The organism is Bradyrhizobium sp. MI1.7 (assembly GCF_055811795.1).
On the sequence record NZ_JBVVPO010000001.1, the window covers coordinates 196,118 to 217,451 of the forward strand.

The window sequence follows — 21,334 nt, forward strand, 5'->3', positions numbered from 1 at the left end:
CGATGAATTTCCTGCCGCTGTGGCGCTATCAGAACCAGCTCATCGACGGGGCCATCGTCACGCTCGAACTGACGGTGATCGCGGCGCTGGCCGGGCTTTTGATCGGCGTTGCCGGCGCGGTCGCGCTGAACGGCCGCATCACGCCGTTGCGCTGGCTGGTGCGCGGCTACATCGAGCTGTTCCGCAACACGCCGTCGCTGATCCAGATCTTCATCGTCTTCTTCGTGCTGCCGAACTTCGGCTTGAAGCTGCCGGCGTTCGAAGCCGCCGCCGTCGCGCTGTCGCTCTATTTCGGGGCCTACTCGGTCGAGATCATCCGTGCCGGCCTCGACTCCGTGCCGAAGAACCAGATCGAGGCCGGCCAGTGCCTTGGCCTGTCGGGCTGGCAGGTGTTCCGTCACATCCTGCTGCCGCCGGCGCTGCGCAACGCCTATCCGGCCGTGACCAGCCAGTTCGTCCTGCTGCTGCTCGGCACCTCGCTCGCTTCGCAGGTCGCCGCCGACGAGCTGTTTCATGTCGCGGGCTTCATCGAGAGCCGCACCTATCGCAGCTTCGAGGTCTATGCGGTGATCTGCGTGGTCTATTTCGCCATGGCGATGTCGTTCAAGGCGCTGTTCGCCATCATCGGTCTGGCGGCCTTCCGCTGGCCGCGGCGGCGCTGAGGGACAAGGCGATGCGATCCTTCACCCTCATCGATTTCGTCTCGCTGTTCGCGGCGCTGCGCTGGACCGTTGCGCTCGTCGTGCTCGCGCTCGCCTTCGGTGCGCCGCTGGCGCTGGCGTTCGTCACGGGCCGCATCAGCCGCTTCGCCGGCCTGCGCTGGACGATGGCGGCGTGCATCCAGATCGTCCAAAGCGTGCCGCTGCTCGGGCTGCTGTTCTTCTTCTATTTCGGCATGCCGATGTTCCTGGGCATCCAGGTGCCGGCCCTCGTTGCCGTCACCGTCGCCTACACGCTCTACACCGCCGCCTTCCTCGGCGAGATCTGGCGCGGCGGGCTGGAAGCCGTGAAGCAGGCGCAATGGGAGGCAGGCGCCTGTCTCGGCCTCTCCGCCTGGCAGCAATTCCGCCACATCATCGCGCCGCAGGCGCTGCGGCTGTCGCTGCCACCGACCGTCGGCTTCCTGGTGCAGCTGATCAAGGGCACCTCGCTCGCCTCGATCCTCGGCTTCGTCGAGCTTGCCCGCGCCGGGCAAGTGGTGAGCGCGGCGACGTTCCAGCCGCTACTCACCTACGCGCTGGTCGCCGCGATCTATTTCGCGCTGTGCCTGCCGCTCACGCTCTGGTCCCGCTCTCTGGAGGCCCGCCTCGATGGCTCTCGTTGAAATCCGCGACGTGCACAAGACATTCGGCAAGGTCGAGGTGCTCAAGGGCGTCTCGCTCGACGTCGAGGAAGGCGAGATCGTCACGATCATCGGCCGCTCCGGCTCGGGCAAGTCGACCCTGCTCCGCTGCATCAATGCACTGGAGAGCGTCGATTCCGGCGAGATCCGCGTCGAGGGCGAGAAGGTCCACGCCAGGATGCCTGACCTGAAGGCATTCCGTCAGCGCGTCGGCATCGTGTTCCAGGCTTTCAACTTGTTTCCGCACCTGAAGGTCGAGCGCAACATCACGCTGGCTCCGCTCCTCACCGGCCGCACCGACAAGGCCCGGGCGCGGGCGCTTGCCGACGACGTGCTGACCAGGGTCGGTCTCGCCGACAAGATCGACGCCTGGCCGGAGCAGCTCTCCGGCGGCCAGCAGCAACGCGTCGCCATCGCGCGCTGCCTCGCGATGGCCCCTCACCTCATGCTGTTCGACGAGGTCACCTCCGCGCTCGACCCCGAACTCGTCGGCGAAGTCCTGAAGGTGATGGAGGCGATGGCGAAGCAGGGCATGACCATGATCTTGGTCACCCACGAGATGGGCTTTGCCCGCAACGTCGCCAACCGCATCGTCTTCATGCATCAGGGCCGCGTCTGGGAACAGGGACCGCCGGCAAAGCTGTTCGCCAATCCTGAAACCCCCGAGCTCGCCAGCTTCATCGCGTCCGCCAAATAACCATCCACCAATCCCCGATCAGGAGAGAGCCATGAGACCACTAAAATCCCTCTTTGCGATCGCAGCCACCGCGCTCGCCGTGCTCGCTGCCCCCACTCTCGCGCAAGCCGACAAGCTCCAGGACGTGCTCGGCGCGGGCAAGCTGCGCGTCGGCCTGCTGACCGATGCCGCGCCGTGGGGCTTCAAGGACGACAAGGGCGAGATCGCAGGTCTCGATGCCGACCTCGCCCGGCTGATCGCCGCCGACATGGGCGTCAAGCTCGAGCTCGTGCCGGTGACGGGCGCAGCGCGCATCCCGAGCCTGCTCTCCGACAAGATCGACATCCTGATCGCAGGCCTCGGCGCGACGCCCGAGCGCGCCCAGCAGGTGATGTTCTCGCAGCCCTATGCGGTGGTGAATCTCGGCGTCTATGGCGCCAAGGCAATTCCGGCCGCGACCGGCAAGAAGCCTGACAATCTCGACGGCCGCAGCGTTGCGGTCGCCAAGGGCTCGACGCTCGACGTCTGGCTCACCGACAACGCGCCGAAGGTGAAGCTGGTGCGTTTCGAGGATACGCCGGCCGCGCTCGCCGCGTTTCTCGCGGGACAGGCCGATACCTTCGCCGAGAACAGCGCCATCGCGCTGAAGGTGCAGGACCAGAACCCGACCAAGGAGGTCGAGCTGAAGTTCCTGATCCGCCAGTCGCCGGCTCATGTCGGCGTGCGCCAGGGCGAGCAGAACCTGCTCAACTGGATCAATACTGACATCTTCTTCAACAAGCTCAACGGCAAGCTCGGCGCGTTGCAACTAAAGTGGTTCAAGGAAGAGCAGACGCTGCCGACGCTGTAAGCTTGCGCACGGCTCCTGCATCATGCGGGGGCCAAGCTTCACGAGGAGAATTTCGAGATGATCAAACGTTACGTCGTCGGCTCGCGCATGAGCCAGGCCGTCGCCGCAGGCGGCATGGTGCACATCGCCGGCCAGGTCGCTGACGACCGCAAGGCCGGCATCGTGTCGCAGACCCAACAGGTGCTCGCCAAGATCGACGCGTTGCTGAAGGAGGCCGGCTCCGACCGGTCGAAGCTGATCGCCGTCAACGTCTTCCTGCCGCATATCACCGACTTCGACACCATGAACTCGGTCTACGATGCCTGGATCGATCCGGCCAACCCGCCGGCGCGCGCCTGCGTCGAAGCCCGCCTCGCCGATCCCGACCTGCGCGTCGAGATGACCGCGGTCGCCTTGCTGTAAAGGCACCGCCACCCTTTCAACCTTTGGCCGGCGCCGGCGACGGCGCGGCCGCGAGGCAAGCCATGCATACCGGACTTTTCCATGAGATCGATTTCGAGAAAGACCAGAAATGGTCGGGCCATCTCGGCATTCCCTTCTCGATCGATCGCTCCCCCTACTACCAGCTCAAGATCCCGATCTTCCGAATCAAGAACGGTGCCGGACCAAAACTGCTCTTGATGGCCGGCAATCACGGCGACGAATATGAGGGCGAGATCGCGCTGACACGGCTGTATCGCCGGCTCGATGCAAAGGACGTCAAAGGCGAGATCACCATCCTGCCCTTCGCCAATTGGCCAGCCGTGATGGCTGCGCGCCGCCGCTCGCCGCTCGACGAAGGCAACCTCAACCGCGCCTTCCCCGGCGATGCCGCGGGCACGCCGACGTTCCGGCTTGCGCACTTCCTCGAGCACGAGCTGTTTCCGCGGCACGAAGTCGTCTTCGACATCCATTCCGGCGGCACCTCGATGGCGCATGTGCCTTGCGCGCTGATCGAGCGGCAGGGCACGCCCGAGATGTTCGGCCACGCGCTGCGCCTGATGGAGGGGTTGGGGATGCCCTTCGCCTTCGTCGCGGAAAACGGCGCGACCGCTCCGACCTCGATGGCCGCGGCTGCACGCGCCGGCGCGATCGGGCTCTCCGGTGAATTCGGCGGCGGCGGCACCGTCACGCCGCAGACCATGGCGCTCACCGCGCGCGCGATCGACCGGCTGCTGCTCGCACTCGGCCTCGTCCAGGCGCCGGTGCTGGGCCCTCACGCGCCGGTCGAGCGCGCCACCGAATTGCTGGCGCTGCAAAGCCATGCGCAGGCGGTGTTCGCGACCCGCCGCGGCTGGTTCGAGCCCGCCGTCATGGTCGGCACGCGGGTTGCGGCCGGCGACATCGCCGGCTGGTACCATAATTTCGAGCGCCCGGAGCTGCCCGAAGAGGTGCTGCGCTTCCCCGCCGACGGCATCGTGATCTCGCAGCGCCTGCACACCGACAGCCAGAGCGGCGACTGCCTGGTCCAGGTCGGCCGCGCGCTGTCACGAGACGAGCTGCCGGCGCGCTGAGTTTTGGAGACGATACCGACTGCGATTACACTCGGGATTCGATGACCGATCCGGCAAAGCCGACCTATGACGACGTGGTGCGCATTCCAGCGCCGCCCGGCCGCGCCAGCGCGAGCGGGCGGCCGCCGCGCATCGAGGAGGTCGCGGAGCGTGCGGGCGTTGCGCCGATCACGGTGTCGCGGGTGCTGCGTCACCCCGAGAAGGTCAATCGCGAGACTCGCGAGCGTATCCTCGAAGTGATCGAGGCGACCGGTTACGCCTCCAACCCGCATGCGCGCGCGCTGCGCTCGGGGCGCTCGAATGTGGTGATGGCCTTCGTCTCCAACATTCTCAGCCAGCAGTTCGGCCTCGCGGTGCGCAGCTTCGCCGCCACGCTGGAGCCGGAAGGCTTCGAGGTGCTGGTCGGCCAGACCTCCTACTCCTATGCCAAGGAAGTCGCGATGATCCAGTCGCTGCGCGGCATCCGCCCCGCAGCAGTGATGTTCACCGGCGTGATCGAGCTCGAGGAGAATCGTGCCGCGCTGCTCGAACTCGGCATTCCCGTGATCGAGACCTGGGCGTTTCCGCGCGACCCCATCGACATGCTGGTCGGCCTGCCCAATGCCGATGCCGGCGCGATGGCGGCGCGCAGGCTGGCTGAAGCCGGACATCGCCGCGTCGCCTTCATCGGCCGCGGCAGCGGCCGTGGCGCACTGCGCTGCGACGGATTTCGGAACGCAGCGGCACAGCTGGGCCTCGAGATCGTCCACGAGATCGGTGTCGGTGAGATCACGGGACTGGCCGACGGCCGCGCCGCCTTCACCGCCCTGCTCGAACGCGGCGGCGACGTCGATGCGGTGTTCTGCGCCAACGATCTGCTTGCGACCGGCGCGCTGATCGAGGCCCGCGCCCGCGGCCTCTCGGTACCGCACAATCTGGCGCTGCTCGGCTTCGGCGACAACGATGTCGCCGATCAGATCACGCCCGGTCTCACCACCATCTCGTTCGATGCGGCGGCCGTGGGGCGGATCGCGGGCGAACTGCTACTGGCGCGGCTATCAGGCACGCCGCACGCCGAGCAGCGGCTCGCCGTCGAGCTGTTCCTGGTCGAGCGCGGTAGCGTCTGAGGTTGCGGATCAGGCGATGGTCTTGAGATCCTGCTGGATCGCAGCCAGCAGCGATTGCAGCGCATCACTGTTCACCGGCCTCGCCTCCGCCTTCGCAGGCTGGATCTTGTCAGGCTGCGCAGCTTTGCCCGGACGCTTCGGGAATGGCGGTGGTGGCGCCGGCATCGCGGCTGGCGTGAAATCGCCCTCCTCGTCGACATGGACAAACTTGCCATGGATGACGTCGTCGCGACGGCCCATGACGAACAGGGTCGCCCAATAGCCGGCAGCCAGAAGGATTACGCTGAAAATACCAATCTCTAACATCGCAGCACCTAAAATATGCGCGATGATTCAATGCCTTCGCTCAGCCGTCAATGAACCGACGGTCACACCTGCGGCTTTTGCGGGCAGGTGTGGCCGATCGGTCACTCTTTGTTAACCATCGATGTCCGGGGTGTGACGCCTTTGCAACTAGGCCTTGCAGCTAGAGCCCTGTTCCGGGGCTCTAGCGTCTAGTCTGGCGCGTTTTCCTCACGCGACCCCAAAACGCCTTACGCCTTATCTTGCCCGACCCGCACCAGCTGCTTGCCGAAATTGGCGCCCTTCAGGAGCCCCATGAAGGCACCGGGTGCGCTGTCCAGGCCCTCGGTGACGAACTCCTTGTACTTGACCTTGCCGTCACGGACCCAGGTGGACATGTCGCGCAGGAAGTCGCCATGGCGGTTGGCGAAGTCGGAGACGATGAAGCCGCGGAAGGTGAGCCGCTTGGTCAGCGTCGCGCGCATCATGCTGGCCGCCCATTTCGGCGGCTTGGCCTCGGTGTCGTTGTAGTGGGCGATGAGGCCGCAGACCGGCACGCGCGCGAACGGATTGAGCAGCGGGAACACCGCCTCGAAGACGGCGCCGCCGACATTCTCGAAATAGACGTCGATGCCTTTCGGGCAGGCAAACTTCAGCTTCGCGGCGAAATCGATTTCACGATGATCGAGACACTCGTCAAAGCCGAGCTCCTTCACCACGTAGTCGCACTTGTCCTTGCCGCCGGCGATGCCGACCGCGCGCGCGCCCTTGATCTTCGCGATCTGGCCGACGGCCGAGCCGACCGCACCGGAGGCACCGGCGACGACGACGGTCTCGCCTTCCCGCGGCTTGCCGATATCGAGCAGGCCCGTATAGGCGGTCATGCCGGGCATGCCGAGCACGCCGATGGAGGTCGAGATCGGACCGAGCTTCGGATCGACCTTGATCAAGCCCTTGCCGTTCGAGATCGCGTGCGACTGCCAGCCAGTACGGGCTCGCACGATGTCGCCCTTGGCGAAATCAGGACTGTTGGAGGCCGCGACCTCGCTGACCGCCTCGCCCTCCATCACGCCGCCGACCGGCACAGGTGCTGCGTAGGACGGACCGTCACTCATGCGCCCGCGCATATAGGGATCGAGCGAGAGCCAGATCGTGCGCAGCAGGACTTCACCCGCGCCGGGCGCCGGAATCGCGAATTCCTCCAGACGAAAATCGGATGGCTTGGGTTCACCGACGGGACGCGCGGCGAGAACGATGCGTTTGGCTTGGGACATGGCTTCCTCCTGACTACTTGTTGCAGTCATTTAGGAGGTACGTGGGAATGAAGCAAATCCCAACACTCGCTGTCATCGCCCGCGAATGCAGGCGATCCAGTATTCCAGAGGCGGCTGTGATTGAACCGAGAAGCCGCGGCGTACTGGATTCCCCGCTTCCGCGGGGAATGACACCGTCATCGAGGCGAGCGCGCCGAAACCGACGCGCAGCCGAATGCGGAGCGCCTAACCCGCGCCCGGATAGTTCGGGCTCTCGCGCGTGATCGTGACGTCGTGGACGTGGCTTTCGCGCAGGCCTGCGCCGGTGATGCGGACGAACTGGGCCTTCTCGTGCAGGTCCTTCATGTCCTTTGCGCCGACATAGCCCATCGCGGCGCGCAAGCCGCCGGCGAGCTGGTGCATGACGTTGCCGACCGGGCCCTTGTAGGGCACCTGGCCCTCGATGCCCTCAGGCACGAGCTTGAGCGTGTCCTTGATGTCCTGCTGGAAGTAGCGATCGGCCGAGCCGCGCGCCATCGCGCCGACCGAGCCCATGCCGCGATAGGCCTTGTAGGAACGGCCCTGCCACAAGAACACTTCGCCGGGGGTCTCGTCGGTGCCCGCGAGCAGCGAGCCGACCATGGCGATGTCGGCGCCGGCGGCGAGCGCTTTCGCAAGGTCGCCGGAGAACTTGATGCCGCCGTCGGCGATGACGGGAATGTCGGACTTCTTTGCAGCCTCGACCGCATCCATGATCGCGGTGAGCTGGGGAACGCCGACGCCGGCGACGATGCGCGTGGTGCAGATCGAGCCCGGGCCGATGCCGACCTTGATGCAGTCCGCGCCCGCATCGATCAGCGCCTGCGCGCCCTCGGTGGTGGCGACGTTGCCGGCAACGACCTGGACGGAGTTGGACAGGCGCTTGATGCGATTGACCGCATGCAGCACGTGGCGGGAATGGCCGTGCGCGGTGTCGACGACGACGAGATCGACGCCGGCATCGATCAGCCGTTCGGTGCGCTCGAAGCCGGTGTCGCCGACGGTGGTGGCGGCGGCGACGCGCAGGCGGCCCTGCGCGTCCTTGCAGGCGAGCGGATGGGCGACCGCCTTCTCCATGTCCTTCACGGTGATCAGGCCGACGCAGCGATATTGCTCGTCGACCACGAGCAGCTTCTCGATGCGATGCTGGTGCAGCATCCGCCGCGCCTCGTCCTGGCTGACATTCTCGCGGACCGTGACGAGGCCATCATGCGTCATCAGCTCGGAGACTTTTTGCCGGCGGTCGGTGGCAAACCGCACGTCGCGGTTGGTGAGGATGCCGACCAGCTTGCCGGGCGTATTCTTGCTCGCACCGGTGACGACGGGAATGCCGGAGATGCCGTGGTCGCTCATCAGCTTGAGCGCATCGTCGAGCGTGGCCTCGGGGCTGATGGTGAGCGGGTTCACCACCATGCCCGACTCGTAGCGCTTGACCTGCCGGACCTGGGCGGCCTGCCCCTCGGGATCGAAATTGCGGTGGATGACGCCGAGGCCGCCGGCCTGCGCCATGGCGATCGCCATGCGGGCTTCAGTGACCGTGTCCATGGCGGAGGCCATGATCGGGATGTTGAGCGGAATGGCGCGGGTGACGCGGGAGCGGATGTCGACCTCGCCCGGCATGACGTCCGACAGGCCCGGCTTCAACAGCACGTCGTCGAACGTAAAGGCTTCGCGAATGCCTTGAAGTTGCACCGTGGCCATCTGCCAACTCCTTCCTGCGGCCCTGCCGCAAATAGCTATGGATGAGCGCCGCCCTCAGCGTGCCTTGCGGCATCGCCGGAGAATCGGAGCCCATCGGTGGGGTTGACGCGGGTCGATAGCACGGCCACGCGACGAATCAAAGCAAATCGGACCGCCGGCCAGCCATGCACAGGCTTTTTAAGTAAATTCGGCGTGGATGGCCGGGTGGCGGCCCCCCTCGTCATTCCCCGGCGCGACGAAGTCGCGAGCCCGGAATCCATCCCGCAGCGGTCTCTGGGGCCCGATGGATTCCGGGCCCGCCAAGGGGCGCGCCCCGGAATGACGCGGGAGCGCGCGCACCCGCCGTCGAGGGTCACACCGTTGTTACGCAGGATTTAGGTGCTATGCGTTGATCCGCAATGGTCCCCGCCAAGCGGCGGTGATAAGCCGCAAGTCCACCTTTCCTTCTGATTTTCATTACCAATCCGTCATGGTCGACAAGCAACGCGTCATCCCGCTGATCGTGGCCACCGCTCTCTTCATGGAGAACATGGATTCGACGGTGATCGCCACCTCGCTGCCCGCGATCGCGGCCGACATCGGCACGAGCCCGCTGACGCTCAAGCTTGCCATCACCTCCTATCTGCTGTCGCTCGCGGTGTTCATCCCGGCGAGCGGCTGGACTGCGGACCGGTTCGGCGCGCGCATGGTGTTCGCGATCGCGGTCGGCGTGTTCATGGTCGGCTCGATCGGCTGCGCACTCTCGACCTCCGTCACCGATTTCGTATTCGCGCGCATCCTTCAGGGCATGGGCGGGGCGATGATGACGCCGGTCGGACGCCTGGTGCTGCTGCGCTCGGTCGACAAGAGCGCGCTGGTCAACGCCATGGCCTGGGTGACGGTCCCTGCCCTCATCGGTCCCGTGATCGGCCCGCCGCTCGGCGGCTTCATCACGACCTATGCGTCATGGCACTGGATCTTCCTGATCAACATTCCGATCGGGCTGCTCGGCATCTTCATGGCCTTGCGCTTCATCGATCCCATCAAGAGCGAGACGCGGGAACCGTTCGATCTCTACGGCATGGTGCTCGCGGGCGTCGGCCTCGCCGGCATCGCCTTCGGTCTTTCCGTCGCCGGGCTCAACCTTCTGCCCTGGAGCACGGTCGCGGCCCTGGTCGTGGGCGGAGCGATCTCGATGACGCTGTATGTCCTGCACGCGCGGCGGACGGGTTCGCCGGTGCTGGATTTTTCGCTGCTGAAGCTGCCGACGCTGCGCGCGGCCGTTTTCGGCGGCTTCATGTTCCGGCTCGGCATCGGCGCGCTACCGTTCCTGCTTCCGCTGCTGATGCAGATCGGCTTCGGGCTGTCGCCCTTCCATTCCGGCCTCGTCACCTTCGGCTCCTCGCTCGGCGCCATGGGCATGAAGACGCTGGCCGCGCGCATCATCCGCACCTTCGGCTTCCGCAACTTGATGACGGTGAACGCGGTCGTCAGCGCGTTCTTCCTCGGCGTCTGCGCGCTGTTCACGGTGACGACGCCGCTGCTCATCATCTTGGTGATCCTGGTGGTCGGCGGCTTCTTCCGCTCGCTGGAGTTCACCGCGATCAACACGGTGGCCTATGCCGACGTCGAGACCGCGCAGATGAGCCGCGCCACCACGCTGGTCAGCGTCAACCAGCAGCTCGCGGTCTCCGCCGGCGTCGCGGTCGGCGCGGCCTGCGTGGAAACGACGATGTGGTTCAACCATGTCAGCGAGATCGACGCCACCGTGTTCGCGCCGGCCTTCCTCGTGATCGCGCTGACCTCGGCGGCGTCGAGCTGGTTCTTCTGGCAGATGCCCGCCGATGCCGGCCACGAGATCTCCGGCCGCACGGCGGTGGAGATCGCCAGCCGCAAGGGGGCCGCAAAGAGCGCCGCGACCGCCGCCGTCAAGACGGCGACGGAGGATACGCAGGACGTGCGGGATCAAAGGCTGGGGTAAAGCGCGACGAAGTCAAATTCGGCGACGGGGCAACCCGCAAGATCGGACCGCCTCGGCAGCTACGGCCAAAAATCGTCTTCGTTGGACTGGCGGGGCACAAGCGGCCGCCGCGCGGCGCGTCGGCCCAGTTCACTCATGCCCGGGCGCGTTGACATAACTCAAAGAGCGAATGCCGGACATGAGCCTCGATGACACCTGCTCGGGCGTGGGTCGGGCTTGGCCCAGGAGCCGAGACGATGCATTCGCCCGCGTGCGCAGCCATGATCGTCAGCAAACGGTGATCGAAGACCAAGCCATGGCTTTATTGGGACCGGATACTCCGTTCGGGAGCATACTTGATCCGATGGAACGGATCTCGGAGACTTTGTTCGGGCTGATCATGGCCCTTACCTTCATCTGCTCGCTTGGTGTCGCGACCGGGACCAATATCAATATTCAAACAATGCTGATCGGCGCACTCGGCTGCAATCTCGCATGGGGCATCGTTGACGGCGGTCTTTATCTGCTGGCGCGCATCAATGACCGGGGAGACAAGGTTCTGACCCTCCGCGCGATACGGAAGGCGCCGGATCCCGAAGCAGCGCGCCGCGTCATTGCCGACGCGCTGCCGCCGGAATTGTCGGCCATGCTGCCCGTAGAGCAGTTGGAATCGATGCGGAAACGGCTGCAACAATTGCCTGAGCCGGCTCCCGGTCCAGGGCTGACGAAGCGCGACTGGATCGGCGCGCTCGGCCTTTGCCTGCTGAGCTTCCTGTCGACCTTCCCGGTGGTCATCCCGTTCCTGTTCCTGAGCGACGCCAGACTAGCGCTGCGCGTCTCCTACGCCGTCGCCATCGTGATGCTGTTCTGTTGCGGTTACGTGTTCGGGGTTCGTAGCGGGCTGCGGCCTTCGGTGGCGGGACTTGCGATGGTGGCTGTCGGTAGTACGCTGGTTGGCATCGCGGTCGCTCTGGGAGGATGATCGACTTGCGGCGACACGAAACATCGTTTCGGGGTGCAAGCGGCGCCTTATTTGCCGCGCTGGCCGGATTGTGGCTTGCACCCATGACCGGCGGTTTGGCGCTGGCCCAATCCTCGGCCGGGGCGCTCGGCCTCGGCAACCGCGGTTGGTCGGCGGCCGACACCACCCACGCAACGCCTGCCGACGAGTTCGAGTTCAGCGCTCGCGCGGGGCTTGCATCCGACTACATCTATCGCGGGACCACGCTGTCCGATCATGGCCCCGCGGCTGGCGCCGCCTTCGAGACGAGATGGGGCCCGCTCTACGCCGGCACAACGGTCGCCACCGTCAAGCTGCCGACCCAACCGGCCGCCGAACTCACCTTTGCCGCCGGCATGCGCCCGCAGATTGCCACGATCGATTTTGATCTTGGGGCGACCTATTTCGCCTATCCCGGTGAAAGACTTCCTGGCGAGACCAACGGCATCAATTATTGGGAGATCGTGGTCCGCGGCGATCGACGCATCGGCGATCAGATCCGCGTCGCCGGCGGTTACGCCTATTCTCCGAACGTCTCGAACACCGGCGCCTGGAGCCAATATGTGGCGGCCGGAGTCGGCTTCGACGTGCCGGAGCGGTTTCTGCTGAAGAACCTGACCGTGTCGTTCACCACCGCCGCCGGCTATTCCTGGTTTGGCAACCAGACCCCGCAACTCGGCGGCTTCCCGCTGCCTGCCTATCTCAACTGGCAGGCCGGCGTGACGTTCACGCACAAGGCGCTCAACCTCGATCTGCGCTACTATGACACCAATCTGTCGAAGGAAAACTGCTTCGTCTTTACAGGCGATCCAAATGCGCGGCCGGGCGGCCGTGTCAATCCGATCACCAACCCGGACGGCCTGGCCTCGAACTGGTGCGGCGCGACGTTCGTCGCCAAGGTCTGGTTTGCGTTCAACTAACTTAGGGAACCACCGTCGGCGGCAATATGCGGTAGAGCACGACACCCAGCCCGAGCGCGTCGCCCGTCAGGACGAGCTTTCCGCTATGGATCGTTCGCTGCAGCAATATCCTCTGCAGGTTGGGATCGGGGTGGGTCGGATCGGAATAGAACTTCGCCAGGTTGCTGGTATTCGCATCGATCAGGTAGCGCTCAATCGTCACGGTCGAGCCGTCGCTGAACGGCAGGTTGTCGACCTCAAGCGAAATCCCCTCCGGCGTCTCGGTCGAAATGTTGTTGCCGAAGACACGTGTCGGATCATAGTTGTAGACCATGATGTTCGCGGTCGAGTTAGCGCCATCCCAGGTCGCGAACGCGTTGAGGTGGGAGCCCGCCCCGCCGGTGAGCGCAGCCTGCACCCGCTGGCCTGACATCTTGTTGTACATCTTGAAGAGGTTCGCGACCGGCTTCGGGTAGTAGTCGGCCGGCTTGTCGCCGTGCGGCACCTTGTGCAGCAGGCTGGCCTGGCCGAGGAAAGGTGTGATGTTCGGATCCCCCTGGCCGTCGCCGATAATGAGGTACGACCCCATTGATATCTTCTTTTTCACGGCTTCGGACAGGAACGCCGCCGTCCACGCCGCCCCCTTGTGCGAATAATTGACGTCAGTCGCCTCATAGGCCGTAGGGCCCCATTCCGACAGGAACAGTTTAACGTCGGGCATGTTGGCATTGTTCTTCTTCAAGGCGTCCAGCTTGGCCTTGGCCTTGTCGACCAGATTGTCGAAGAACGCGAAACCGCCGGTGCCGTCTGTCGAGCCGTAATAGTGGAACGAAAAACGATCGAGCCGCGCGTTGAATTTTGCCAAGTAAGTGTCTGCCAGCGGATTGAAGGTCTGGTCGAGGAAGACTTCCTCCAGCGTCGGAAGATTCTCCGCCGGATAATAGTTGAAGCTCAGTCCGACCAGGGCCGGCCCGGCCATTTCCAGCGTCTTGCCGTTATAACTCTGGTTGGCGGCGAGTTCGTTTCTGATGTTCACGATCGCCTGCGAGAAGACCTTCTGAACCGGCAAGAGCTGCCTGGGCAGACGGCGCGCATCGAGCCCGTAGGGGTACGACAAGGTCGGATCTTCGGCCTTGGACATCACGTGGGTCTGCAGCGGGGTCCACTGGTTGAGGACATACTTGGCCGGATCCATCCACCACAGCCAACGGCCCCATGACCCCAATGGCTTGAGCCTGTAGGCGGATGGATTGGTGTCGCTCCAGTTCTCCGGGGCTGAATCGGCGATATCGGCCTCGTTGCTGACCTCGAAGATGACGGATGACGCCCCGCCGTCGAACGATTTCTTCGCGATATATCGCACGAGAGCGTTGGCGTATTTCTGGAAAAGTGCCGGAGCCGGCCCGTTCCGATTCCAACTCTCGCCAGGTCCGTATTGCACCAGGCGCGGCGGCATGAAGGCCGCGACCGCCACGTGAGGCGAGAGCCCGCGACCCAGGGCCCACTCAAGATGCCAGGCGAGAGGCTGGCAGTCGCCCGGATGGAAAACGCCGTCCTGCGTGTACCCGAACACATCGCCGGTCTGATCGACATCGCAATAGACATCGCTGAGCAGCAGGCGCGTCCGCTTCATGCCGGTATCGGTGATGATCTGGTTGAACTGGTCGAGAGCCTGCTCGGACGGGCTGTTCGCGCTCTGGTAGATCTTCTTGAGATCACCGAGATCGTCGTTGCCGCTGAGGCCGATATTGTAAGGCCTCTGGGTGCTGACCGTGATCGACGTCCCTGCACGCGACGTCGTCGCCGAAGCAAAGCCGAGCGACGCCAACGCCAGAAAGGAGACCGAGGCAAGGGACAGGCGATGCTTGCAAACGCGCAAGCGTTGTCGATGAAGGCACGGCATGGATTGATCTCACCCGCTGAAATTGCAGATGATGGATCTATCAGCTCAAGATGTTATCGATGTGAATGTCATGCTCATGTGAGCGTGACACGTCAGCCCGGGTCCGGCTGCCCGCCACGAAACCCCGTCGCCAGCACATAGCGCTCGGAGGAATCCTGTCTGCTGGCCGCGGGCTTCACATGCCGCACTGTCGCAAAATCGCGCTTGAGCTGGGCCAGCAGATCGGCGTCGGCGCCGCTCTGGAACGTCTTGGCCAGGAATGCCCCGCCCGGTTTCAGCACGTCGCAGGCGAACGCGGCCGCCGTTTCGATCAGGCCGACGATGCGGAGCTGGTCGGTCTTGCGGTGGCCGGTGGTGTTGGCGGCCATGTCGGACATCACGATGTCGGCGCCGCCCCCGAGCATCGCAGTGAGCTTCGCGGGTGCGTCGTTGTCCATGAAGTCGAGCTGCGCGAAGTCGACGCCGGCAATCTCGGGCATGTCCAACAGGTCGATCGCGACCACCTTGCCCTTGCCGTCGACCGAGCCGACGCGCTTGGCGGCGATCTGGCTCCAGCCGCCCGGCGCAGCGCCGAGATCGACCACCGCCATGCCGTGTTTCAGCAGGCGGTATTTGTCGTCGATCTCGAGCAGCTTGAACGCGGCACGCGAACGATAGCCGAGCGCCTTCGCCTTGACGACATAGGGATCGTTGAGCTGCCGCTCCAGCCACAGCTTCGACGACAATTTGCGCTTGCCGCCGGTCTTGACCTGGACGTGCAAGCGGCCGGTGGTGTCCTTGGCCATCTCACCAGCTCCTGAGTGCGCCGTCCTCGCGCATCATCTCGACCAGCATGCCTTCGCGCAGGCCCCGGTCGGCGACGCGCAGGCGCGGCAGCGGAAAGGCGCGCCTGATAGCATCGAGGATGGCGCAGCCGGCCAGCACGAGATCGGCGCGCTCGACGCTGATGCAGCTGTTGTTGGCGCGTTCCTCGTAGCTCATGCCGAGCAGCTTGCTGATGGTCGCGGTGATGTCGGAATCGTTCATCCAGATGCTGTCGATGCGGCGGCGGTCGTAGCGCGCGAGGTTGAGATGGATGCCGGCGAGCGTCGTCACCGTGCCCGAGGTGCCGAGCAGGTGCATGTCGGCGAGATCGCCGCCGTGCGCTTCGGCGAACGGTGCGACGTGGTTGGCGACCTCTTGCTCCATCGCGGCATAGATTTCCGGCGTGACGTCGCGGCCGCCGAACTGCTCGGCCAGCGTCACGACGCCCAGCGGGATCGACATCCAGGCTTTGATGCGCGGCTCCTGATTTTGCGGATCGCGTTCGATCCGCACCAGCTCGGTCGAGCCGCCGCCGATGTCGAACAGGATCGCGCCCCGGCCCCTGGGGTCGACCAGCGGCGCGCAGCCGAGCACGGCGAGCGAGGCCTCGGTCTCGCGGTCGATCACCTCGAGGTCGATGCCGGTCTCGGCCGCGACGCGGCTGCGGAAACCTTCCGCATTCGAGGCGGCCCGGCAGGCTTCGGTCGCGATCAGCCGCAGCCGCTTGGCTTTGCGCAAATTGATCTTGTCGCGGCAGATGCTGAGCGCGGCGACGGCGCGCTCGATCGCGGCCTCGCTGATGCAGCCGGTCGCCGAGACGCCCTCTCCGAGCCGGATGATGCGCGAGAAGGAATCGACCACGCGAAAGCCGTCGCTGGTCGGACAAGCGATCAGGAGCCTGCAATTGTTGGTGCCGAGGTCCAGCGCCGCATAGACGCCGGTTCCCGGCGCTTGCGCGACGACGGCCGGTTCGGGGGCCAACGCCACCGCCGCCATCGACCCATCCAGCCCACCGTGCGGCGCATGGCCGTCGCGGAGCCGCGTGTGGTCATTCATACAAATTGTCTTTCCGCGGCCCGATGGGGCCGATCTGGAATTGCTTTTTCGCCTGAAACATTAGCAGCGCGGCAAGCCTGCGCAACAACGCATCACATGGGACCATGCCCATTCGTGCGTTGTCGTGAACGGGACCGTGGGTTATTTTTGGAGGGTCCGGTCCTCCAGGCGCCCCCCAAAACGCGCGATTGCCGGCTTTTCAGGTCAATTCCATGCAAGAACACACCAAATCGTCCACGCTCGAAAACGCTATTGCACTGCAAAAATACGGCGTCGGGCAGCCGGTCCGCCGCAAGGAAGACGATACGCTGGTGCGCGGCAAGGGCCGCTACACCGACGATTTCAACCTGCCCGGCCAGGCCCATGCCGTGGTCGTCCGCTCCACCCATGCCCATGGGCTCATTCGCGGCATCGGCACCGACGCCGCCAGGGCGATGCCCGGCGTGCTGGGGGTGTGGACCGGCAAGGACCTCGATGCCGCCGGATACGGCCCCTTCACCTGCGGCCTGCCGCTGAAGAGCCGCGACGGCTCCCCCCTGCTCCAGACCAACCGGCAACCGCTGGCGACCGACAAGGTCCGTTTCGTCGGCGATCCCGTCGCCTTCGTGGTCGCCGACACGCTGGCGCAGGCGCGCGACGCCGCCGAAGCCGTCGAGCTCGATATCGAGCCGCTGCCGGCGGTGACCGATCCCGAGGAAGCCGCCAGGCCCGGTGCGCCGCTGCTCTATGACCACATCCCGAACAATGTCGCACTCGACTACCACTATGGCGACATGGACAAGGTGAACGCGGCCTTCGCCAGTGCCGCCCACGTCACCAAGGTCGACATCGAGAACACCCGCGTCGCCGTCGTCTCGATGGAGCCGCGCGTGGGGCTCGCCTCCTACGACAAGAAGACCGAGCGCTACACCATCCAGATGCCGACGCAGGGCGTTGCGGGCAACCGCGCCAACCTCGCCAAGAACCTGAAGGTGCCGAACGAGAAGGTGCGGGTCCTCACCGCCAATGTCGGCGGCTCCTTCGGCATGAAGAACGTCAATTACCCCGAATACATGTGCATCCTGTACGCGGCCAAGGAGCTTGGCCGCCCGGTGAAATGGTTGGACGAACGCTCCACCAGCTTCCTCTCCGACAGCCACGGCCGTGCGCAGAAAATCCATGCCGAGCTGGCGCTCGACGCCGAAGGGCACTTCCTCGCGGCAAAGCTTGAAGGCTATGGCAATCTCGGTGCCTACATCACCGGCGTCGCGCCGGGGCCGCTCTCGCTCAACACCGGAAAGAACTTTTCCAGCGTCTACCGCACGCCGCTGATGGCCGTCGACATCAAGACGGTGCTCACCAACACCACGCTGATGGGCGCCTATCGCGGCGCCGGCCGGCCCGAGGCGAACTACTACATGGAGCGGCTGATCGACCGAGCCGCCGACGAGATGGGCATCAACCGGCTGACCTTGCGCAAGCGCAACTTCATCAAGCCGAACCAGATGCCGTTCCCGGCCTCCTCCGGCGTCACCTATGACAGCGGCGACTTCCAGGCGGTGTTCAACAAGGCGCTCGAAATCTCCGACCACGAGAACTTCGCCAAGCGCAAGAAAGAGAGCAAGAAGATCGGCAAGCTGCGCGGCATCGCCGTCGGCTCCTATCTCGAGGTCACCGCGCCGCCGAGCCCCGAACTCGGCAAGATCGTGTTCGATCCCGATGGCTCGGTACAGCTCATCACCGGCACACTCGATTACGGCCAGGGCCACGCGTCCGCATTCGCGCAGGTGCTGTGCGCGCAATTAGGGGTGCCGTTCGACAGCGTGAAGCTGGAGCAAGGCGACAGCGACATCGTCCACACCGGCAACGGCACCGGCGGTTCGCGCTCCATCACGGCGAGCGGCATGGCCATCGTGGGCGCCGCCAAGCTCGTGATCGAGAAGGGCAAGCGCGCCGCGGCGCATATGCTGGAAGCCTCCGAGGCCGACATCGAGTTCGCCGACGGCAGCTTCACCATCGCCGGCACCGACCGCAGCATCGACATCATGGAGCTCGCCAGGAAGCTGCATGACGGCAAGGTGCCGGACGGCGTGCCTGACAGCCTCGACGTCGACCATACCAGCGAACCGGTGCCCTCGGCGTTCCCGAACGGCTGCCACGTCGCCGAGGTCGAGATCGACCCTGATACCGGCGTGGTGCAGATCGTGCGCTACAGCGCGGTCAACGATTTCGGCACGGTGATCAACCCGCTGCTGGTCGCGGGCCAGCTTCATGGCGGCGTCGTCCAGGGCATTGGCCAGGCGCTGATGGAGCACGTCCGCTACGACGAGAGCGGCCAGCCGATCACGGGCTCGCTGATGGACTACGCGCTGCCGCGCGCCGAGGACGTTCCGAACATGACGGTCGGCGATCATCCGGTGCCGGCCACGACCAATCCGCTCGGCAGCAAGGGTTGCGGCGAAGCCGGCTGCGCCGGCAGCCTGTCGACGGTGGTGAACGCGGTGCTCGACGCCCTCTCCGACTACGGCATCAAGCACATCGACATGCCGCTGACCCCGGAGCGGGTGTGGCGCGCCATCCAGGATGCGAAGGGCAACGCGGCGTAGGGGGAGTTCCGCGATCGTGACAACGCCGGGGGTTCGACCGGCATTCCGAAAGAGATCACTTGATCGCTGTTTCGGCGGCGATCAACTCCTTTCCCTCCGTGGTCGTGATCGTTAGCCGTATCTTTTCCCCGCTGCGGCCGTCGGCAATCGCTGCCGAAATGCGATTTCCGTTGTTCGGATCGGCGCTCACGACCCCGCTGAACAGAGCCGTGTCACCCTGTTTCAACGTGACAAGCAACGGGATGGCCGGTTCGACGCTGAAGAACTCGAGAACAGCGCGAGACGCCTCGGCCGAGAAATTGATCAGGATTTTCTCGTTCGCATGCGTCACGTTGCTCATGCCGACGGTCGGGCTGTAGGTTTCCGGAATCGACACCTCACTGCGTGCGGGAAAATCTGAGCTGTGGAAGAACTGGTCTGACACGCCCGCCCATAATTCGACATACGGCCGCCACTCGTTCGGATCCTTCCGGGCATCGGTTTCGCCGGTGAACGACGGAAACCCCCACGTCCACATTTTCAGGCCCCGCGTGAGGGTATTGTCCGCAATGCGAATAATTCCTTCTGCATTGTCATGGTTGATGACGCCCCAGAAATTCCCGCCCTGCATATCTGGTGCAGCATAGGCGATGCCCATCGTTGGCCAGTTCTTGAAGTAGCGCAGGTTTCCGAAGCGCCGCCTGCCCATATCCGCGCTCTCGTCGCCGTCGGCCAGATTGGCCGACCAGGCAGGCGTCGTGAAAGTTCGGATCGGCGCGATGATTTCGGCGCCGCCCGTTGCCTTGGGATTTTTCGGCTCCGATCCCGGAGCGAGCGTCGTGCACGTCCAGTATTCGTATTGGACAGCCTCGTCGTTCGGATTCTTCAGCACCACGCGCGCATCGAGTGCGGCACGATCGGCCTTCAGCGTGACATAGTAGCTCGCCTCGATGCCGGTCGCGCCCCTGAACTTGCTCGGCCGCGCGGAATAGTCGAAGTCATCCCGGAACGACATCACGACCGTGACTTCGTCGGCGCCCTGCTTCACCACCCGGAAAGCCCACGGCTTCAGCCACGTCTTGCCGTGCTCGGCATCCGGGAACGTTGAAAAGATTCCGCCGTACACCATCAGCCAGTCGTAGTAGAAATTTCCGGCCTTCATGCCGTAGGGCACTCCGACTTCAGTTCGATAGAGCTGCTCGTGGCCGGTCGGCTTGTAGACCATGGAAAGAATACGCCCTCCGAATTCGGGCACGAGCGTTACCCTCAGATATCGATTCTCAAGCACGTAGGACTTGAAACTGCGTTCGACGATCACGCTCTTGTCGAGCGACCCGCTGACAAAGCCATTCTCCGCATCGACGGCGAATTTGACGGTGCTCCACGTCGTCGTCTGCTCGCTGAGCGACACACTATCGGACACCGGTCCGGCGGCATGCACGACGCAAAGCGCCTGGAGTGACAAAAGGAGTGCTATTCCAAAACAAACGAGGGCGCGCAAGGAGACCTCAACTGGCTTTCAGGCCGCCGCCTGCTCGCGCGGCTGGTAGATCGCAGTATGCTGGCAGTGCGCCAGCGGCGTCGTGCCGTTGGCGACGACCAGCGCGTCGAGCTCGACGAAGCGGTGGCCCTTCTTCTCGTAATTCGCGATGACTTTTGCCCGCGCGGTGATCTCGTCGCCGGCGCGCGCGGCCGACAGCAGCTGCATGCGGCTGCCGACATGGATCCACGGGCCCAAAATCGTGTTGTCGACGAGGACGCGATTCATCACGCGCTGGATCAAGCCGGGATGGCCGAGCCCCTCGCGCGCAAAAATCGGATCGGTTTCCCTGACGTCGGCGAGATAATCGGTCGCGTCCTGCCCGGCCCAGCGGCGCGGCATCGTGCCGAGCCACTTGCCGGTCTCGAAAGTCGCTGGGCTGACCGGCTTGCGTTCGGCTACGACCGGCACCGCCACATAGTCGTTCAGCGACACCACAGGCGCGGCCACCGGCAGGGAGGCCGTGCCCGTGGCACAGAGTTCGGTGCGGCTGAACACCTCGATCGTGAGCAGGCCGTTGTGCTCGGTCGCATCGACATCGGCGGTCTCGCCGTCATAGACCGGCTTGATGAAGCGGGCCTCGACCAGCCCGCGCGACAGGAAATCGCGACCCCAGCGCGCCACCGGCACGTGCATCATGTAGGCGAAGACATCGACGCCGGGGACCAGCCCGCCGGAAAAGCCGAAGCGGCGCGCCACCGTGTCGTCATGCATCTTGTTTTCGGACTGTTTGGCGGTGTTGTAGGCCTCGACGCGGTAGGTTTCGAGCCGGTTCGGCATGGCGGGCCTTTCCCTGAATTCTTGTTGTTTCAGGGTTGATCGTAGGCCCCCGGGAACACCGGTCAATCCCCTCGCCTTTGCGGCCCGAATGGGGTACCACGCGGCGA

General features: G+C 64.8%; 19 protein-coding genes. 11 read left to right on the plus strand and 8 right to left on the minus strand.

Annotation, left to right across the window (positions count from 1 at the left end; genetic code table 11):
• The first annotated feature begins 2 nt into the window (after positions 1-2).
• The 7 genes from AC0L3X_RS00990 (at position 3) to AC0L3X_RS01020 (ending at position 5,467) form a co-directional block, all read left to right on the plus strand.
• A complete protein-coding gene (locus AC0L3X_RS00990; protein WP_063983789.1) occupies positions 3-662 on the plus strand; it encodes an amino acid ABC transporter permease in 660 nt (219 codons plus the stop codon).
• Between the two features lie 11 nt (positions 663-673).
• The gene (locus AC0L3X_RS00995) at positions 674-1,324 is read left to right on the plus strand and encodes an amino acid ABC transporter permease (RefSeq protein ID WP_473316223.1); all 651 of its coding nucleotides are present in this window, start codon (positions 674-676) and stop codon (positions 1,322-1,324) included.
• Positions 1,311-2,039 (plus strand): amino acid ABC transporter ATP-binding protein, encoded by a 729-nt coding sequence (locus AC0L3X_RS01000; protein WP_063983791.1) that lies wholly within the window; start codon positions 1,311-1,313, stop codon positions 2,037-2,039. The genes AC0L3X_RS00995 and AC0L3X_RS01000 overlap by 14 nt, the downstream gene beginning before the upstream one ends.
• A 31-nt stretch (positions 2,040-2,070) precedes the next feature.
• Positions 2,071-2,868, plus strand: coding sequence for a transporter substrate-binding domain-containing protein (locus AC0L3X_RS01005; protein ID WP_063983792.1), 798 nt, complete (start codon positions 2,071-2,073; stop codon positions 2,866-2,868).
• A 57-nt stretch (positions 2,869-2,925) separates the two neighbouring features.
• Positions 2,926-3,270 (plus strand): RidA family protein, encoded by a 345-nt coding sequence (locus tag AC0L3X_RS01010; RefSeq protein ID WP_018645782.1) that lies wholly within the window; start codon positions 2,926-2,928, stop codon positions 3,268-3,270.
• Between the two features lie 62 nt (positions 3,271-3,332).
• The gene (locus tag AC0L3X_RS01015; RefSeq protein WP_063986433.1) at positions 3,333-4,361 is read left to right on the plus strand and encodes a succinylglutamate desuccinylase/aspartoacylase family protein; all 1,029 of its coding nucleotides are present in this window, start codon (positions 3,333-3,335) and stop codon (positions 4,359-4,361) included.
• A gap of 41 nt (positions 4,362-4,402) precedes the next feature.
• On the plus strand, positions 4,403-5,467 hold the full coding sequence (locus tag AC0L3X_RS01020) for a LacI family DNA-binding transcriptional regulator (RefSeq protein WP_063983793.1): 1,065 nt from the start codon (positions 4,403-4,405) through the stop codon (positions 5,465-5,467).
• Positions 5,468-5,476: 9 nt separating this feature from the next.
• Here the strand turns inward: AC0L3X_RS01020 and AC0L3X_RS01025 are convergent, their stop codons facing one another.
• From AC0L3X_RS01025 to guaB, 3 genes are all read right to left on the minus strand, one after another.
• Positions 5,477-5,773, minus strand: a complete 297-nt coding sequence (locus AC0L3X_RS01025) for a hypothetical protein (protein ID WP_063983794.1) — start codon at positions 5,771-5,773, stop codon at positions 5,477-5,479.
• A gap of 227 nt (positions 5,774-6,000) precedes the next feature.
• Positions 6,001-7,023, minus strand: coding sequence for an NADP-dependent oxidoreductase (locus tag AC0L3X_RS01030; protein ID WP_063983795.1), 1,023 nt, complete (start codon positions 7,021-7,023; stop codon positions 6,001-6,003).
• Positions 7,024-7,248: 225 nt separating this feature from the next.
• Entirely contained in the window at positions 7,249-8,742 is a 1,494-nt protein-coding gene (guaB, locus tag AC0L3X_RS01035) for an IMP dehydrogenase (protein WP_063983796.1), read from the minus strand.
• 469 nt (positions 8,743-9,211) lie between these two features.
• Here guaB and AC0L3X_RS01040 point away from each other — a divergent pair, with 469 nt between their 5' ends.
• The 3 genes from AC0L3X_RS01040 (at position 9,212) to AC0L3X_RS01050 (ending at position 12,601) form a co-directional block, all read left to right on the plus strand.
• Entirely contained in the window at positions 9,212-10,702 is a 1,491-nt protein-coding gene (locus tag AC0L3X_RS01040) for an MFS transporter (protein WP_063983797.1), read from the plus strand.
• 178 nt (positions 10,703-10,880) lie between these two features.
• Entirely contained in the window at positions 10,881-11,663 is a 783-nt protein-coding gene (locus tag AC0L3X_RS01045; RefSeq protein WP_187387729.1) for a VIT1/CCC1 transporter family protein, read from the plus strand.
• 83 nt (positions 11,664-11,746) lie between these two features.
• Positions 11,747-12,601, plus strand: a complete 855-nt coding sequence (locus AC0L3X_RS01050) for a TorF family putative porin (RefSeq protein ID WP_063983798.1) — start codon at positions 11,747-11,749, stop codon at positions 12,599-12,601.
• Position 12,602: 1 nt separating this feature from the next.
• On the opposite strand, the gene AC0L3X_RS01055 is transcribed toward AC0L3X_RS01050, so the two are convergent.
• The 3 genes from AC0L3X_RS01055 to AC0L3X_RS01065 form a co-directional block, all read right to left on the minus strand.
• Positions 12,603-14,459, minus strand: a complete 1,857-nt coding sequence (locus AC0L3X_RS01055; RefSeq protein ID WP_231144628.1) for a hypothetical protein — start codon at positions 14,457-14,459, stop codon at positions 12,603-12,605.
• 116 nt (positions 14,460-14,575) lie between these two features.
• On the minus strand, positions 14,576-15,268 hold the full coding sequence (locus AC0L3X_RS01060) for an RlmE family RNA methyltransferase (protein WP_063983800.1): 693 nt from the start codon (positions 15,266-15,268) through the stop codon (positions 14,576-14,578).
• A 1-nt stretch (position 15,269) separates the two neighbouring features.
• Entirely contained in the window at positions 15,270-16,343 is a 1,074-nt protein-coding gene (locus tag AC0L3X_RS01065; RefSeq protein ID WP_063983801.1) for a Ppx/GppA phosphatase family protein, read from the minus strand.
• 212 nt (positions 16,344-16,555) lie between these two features.
• Between AC0L3X_RS01065 and AC0L3X_RS01070 the strand changes: the two genes are divergently transcribed.
• Positions 16,556-18,928 carry a xanthine dehydrogenase family protein molybdopterin-binding subunit gene (locus AC0L3X_RS01070; protein ID WP_063983802.1) on the plus strand — a complete coding sequence of 791 codons (2,373 nt, stop codon included), beginning with the start codon at positions 16,556-16,558 and terminating at the stop codon, positions 18,926-18,928.
• A gap of 55 nt (positions 18,929-18,983) precedes the next feature.
• On the opposite strand, the gene AC0L3X_RS01075 is transcribed toward AC0L3X_RS01070, so the two are convergent.
• Positions 18,984-20,408, minus strand: a complete 1,425-nt coding sequence (locus AC0L3X_RS01075; RefSeq protein WP_283018671.1) for a DUF5107 domain-containing protein — start codon at positions 20,406-20,408, stop codon at positions 18,984-18,986.
• Positions 20,409-20,426: 18 nt separating this feature from the next.
• Positions 20,427-21,227: a hotdog family protein gene (locus tag AC0L3X_RS01080; protein ID WP_063983804.1), complete on the minus strand. Its 801-nt coding sequence runs from the start codon at positions 21,225-21,227 to the stop codon at positions 20,427-20,429.
• Positions 21,228-21,334 lie beyond the last annotated feature (107 nt).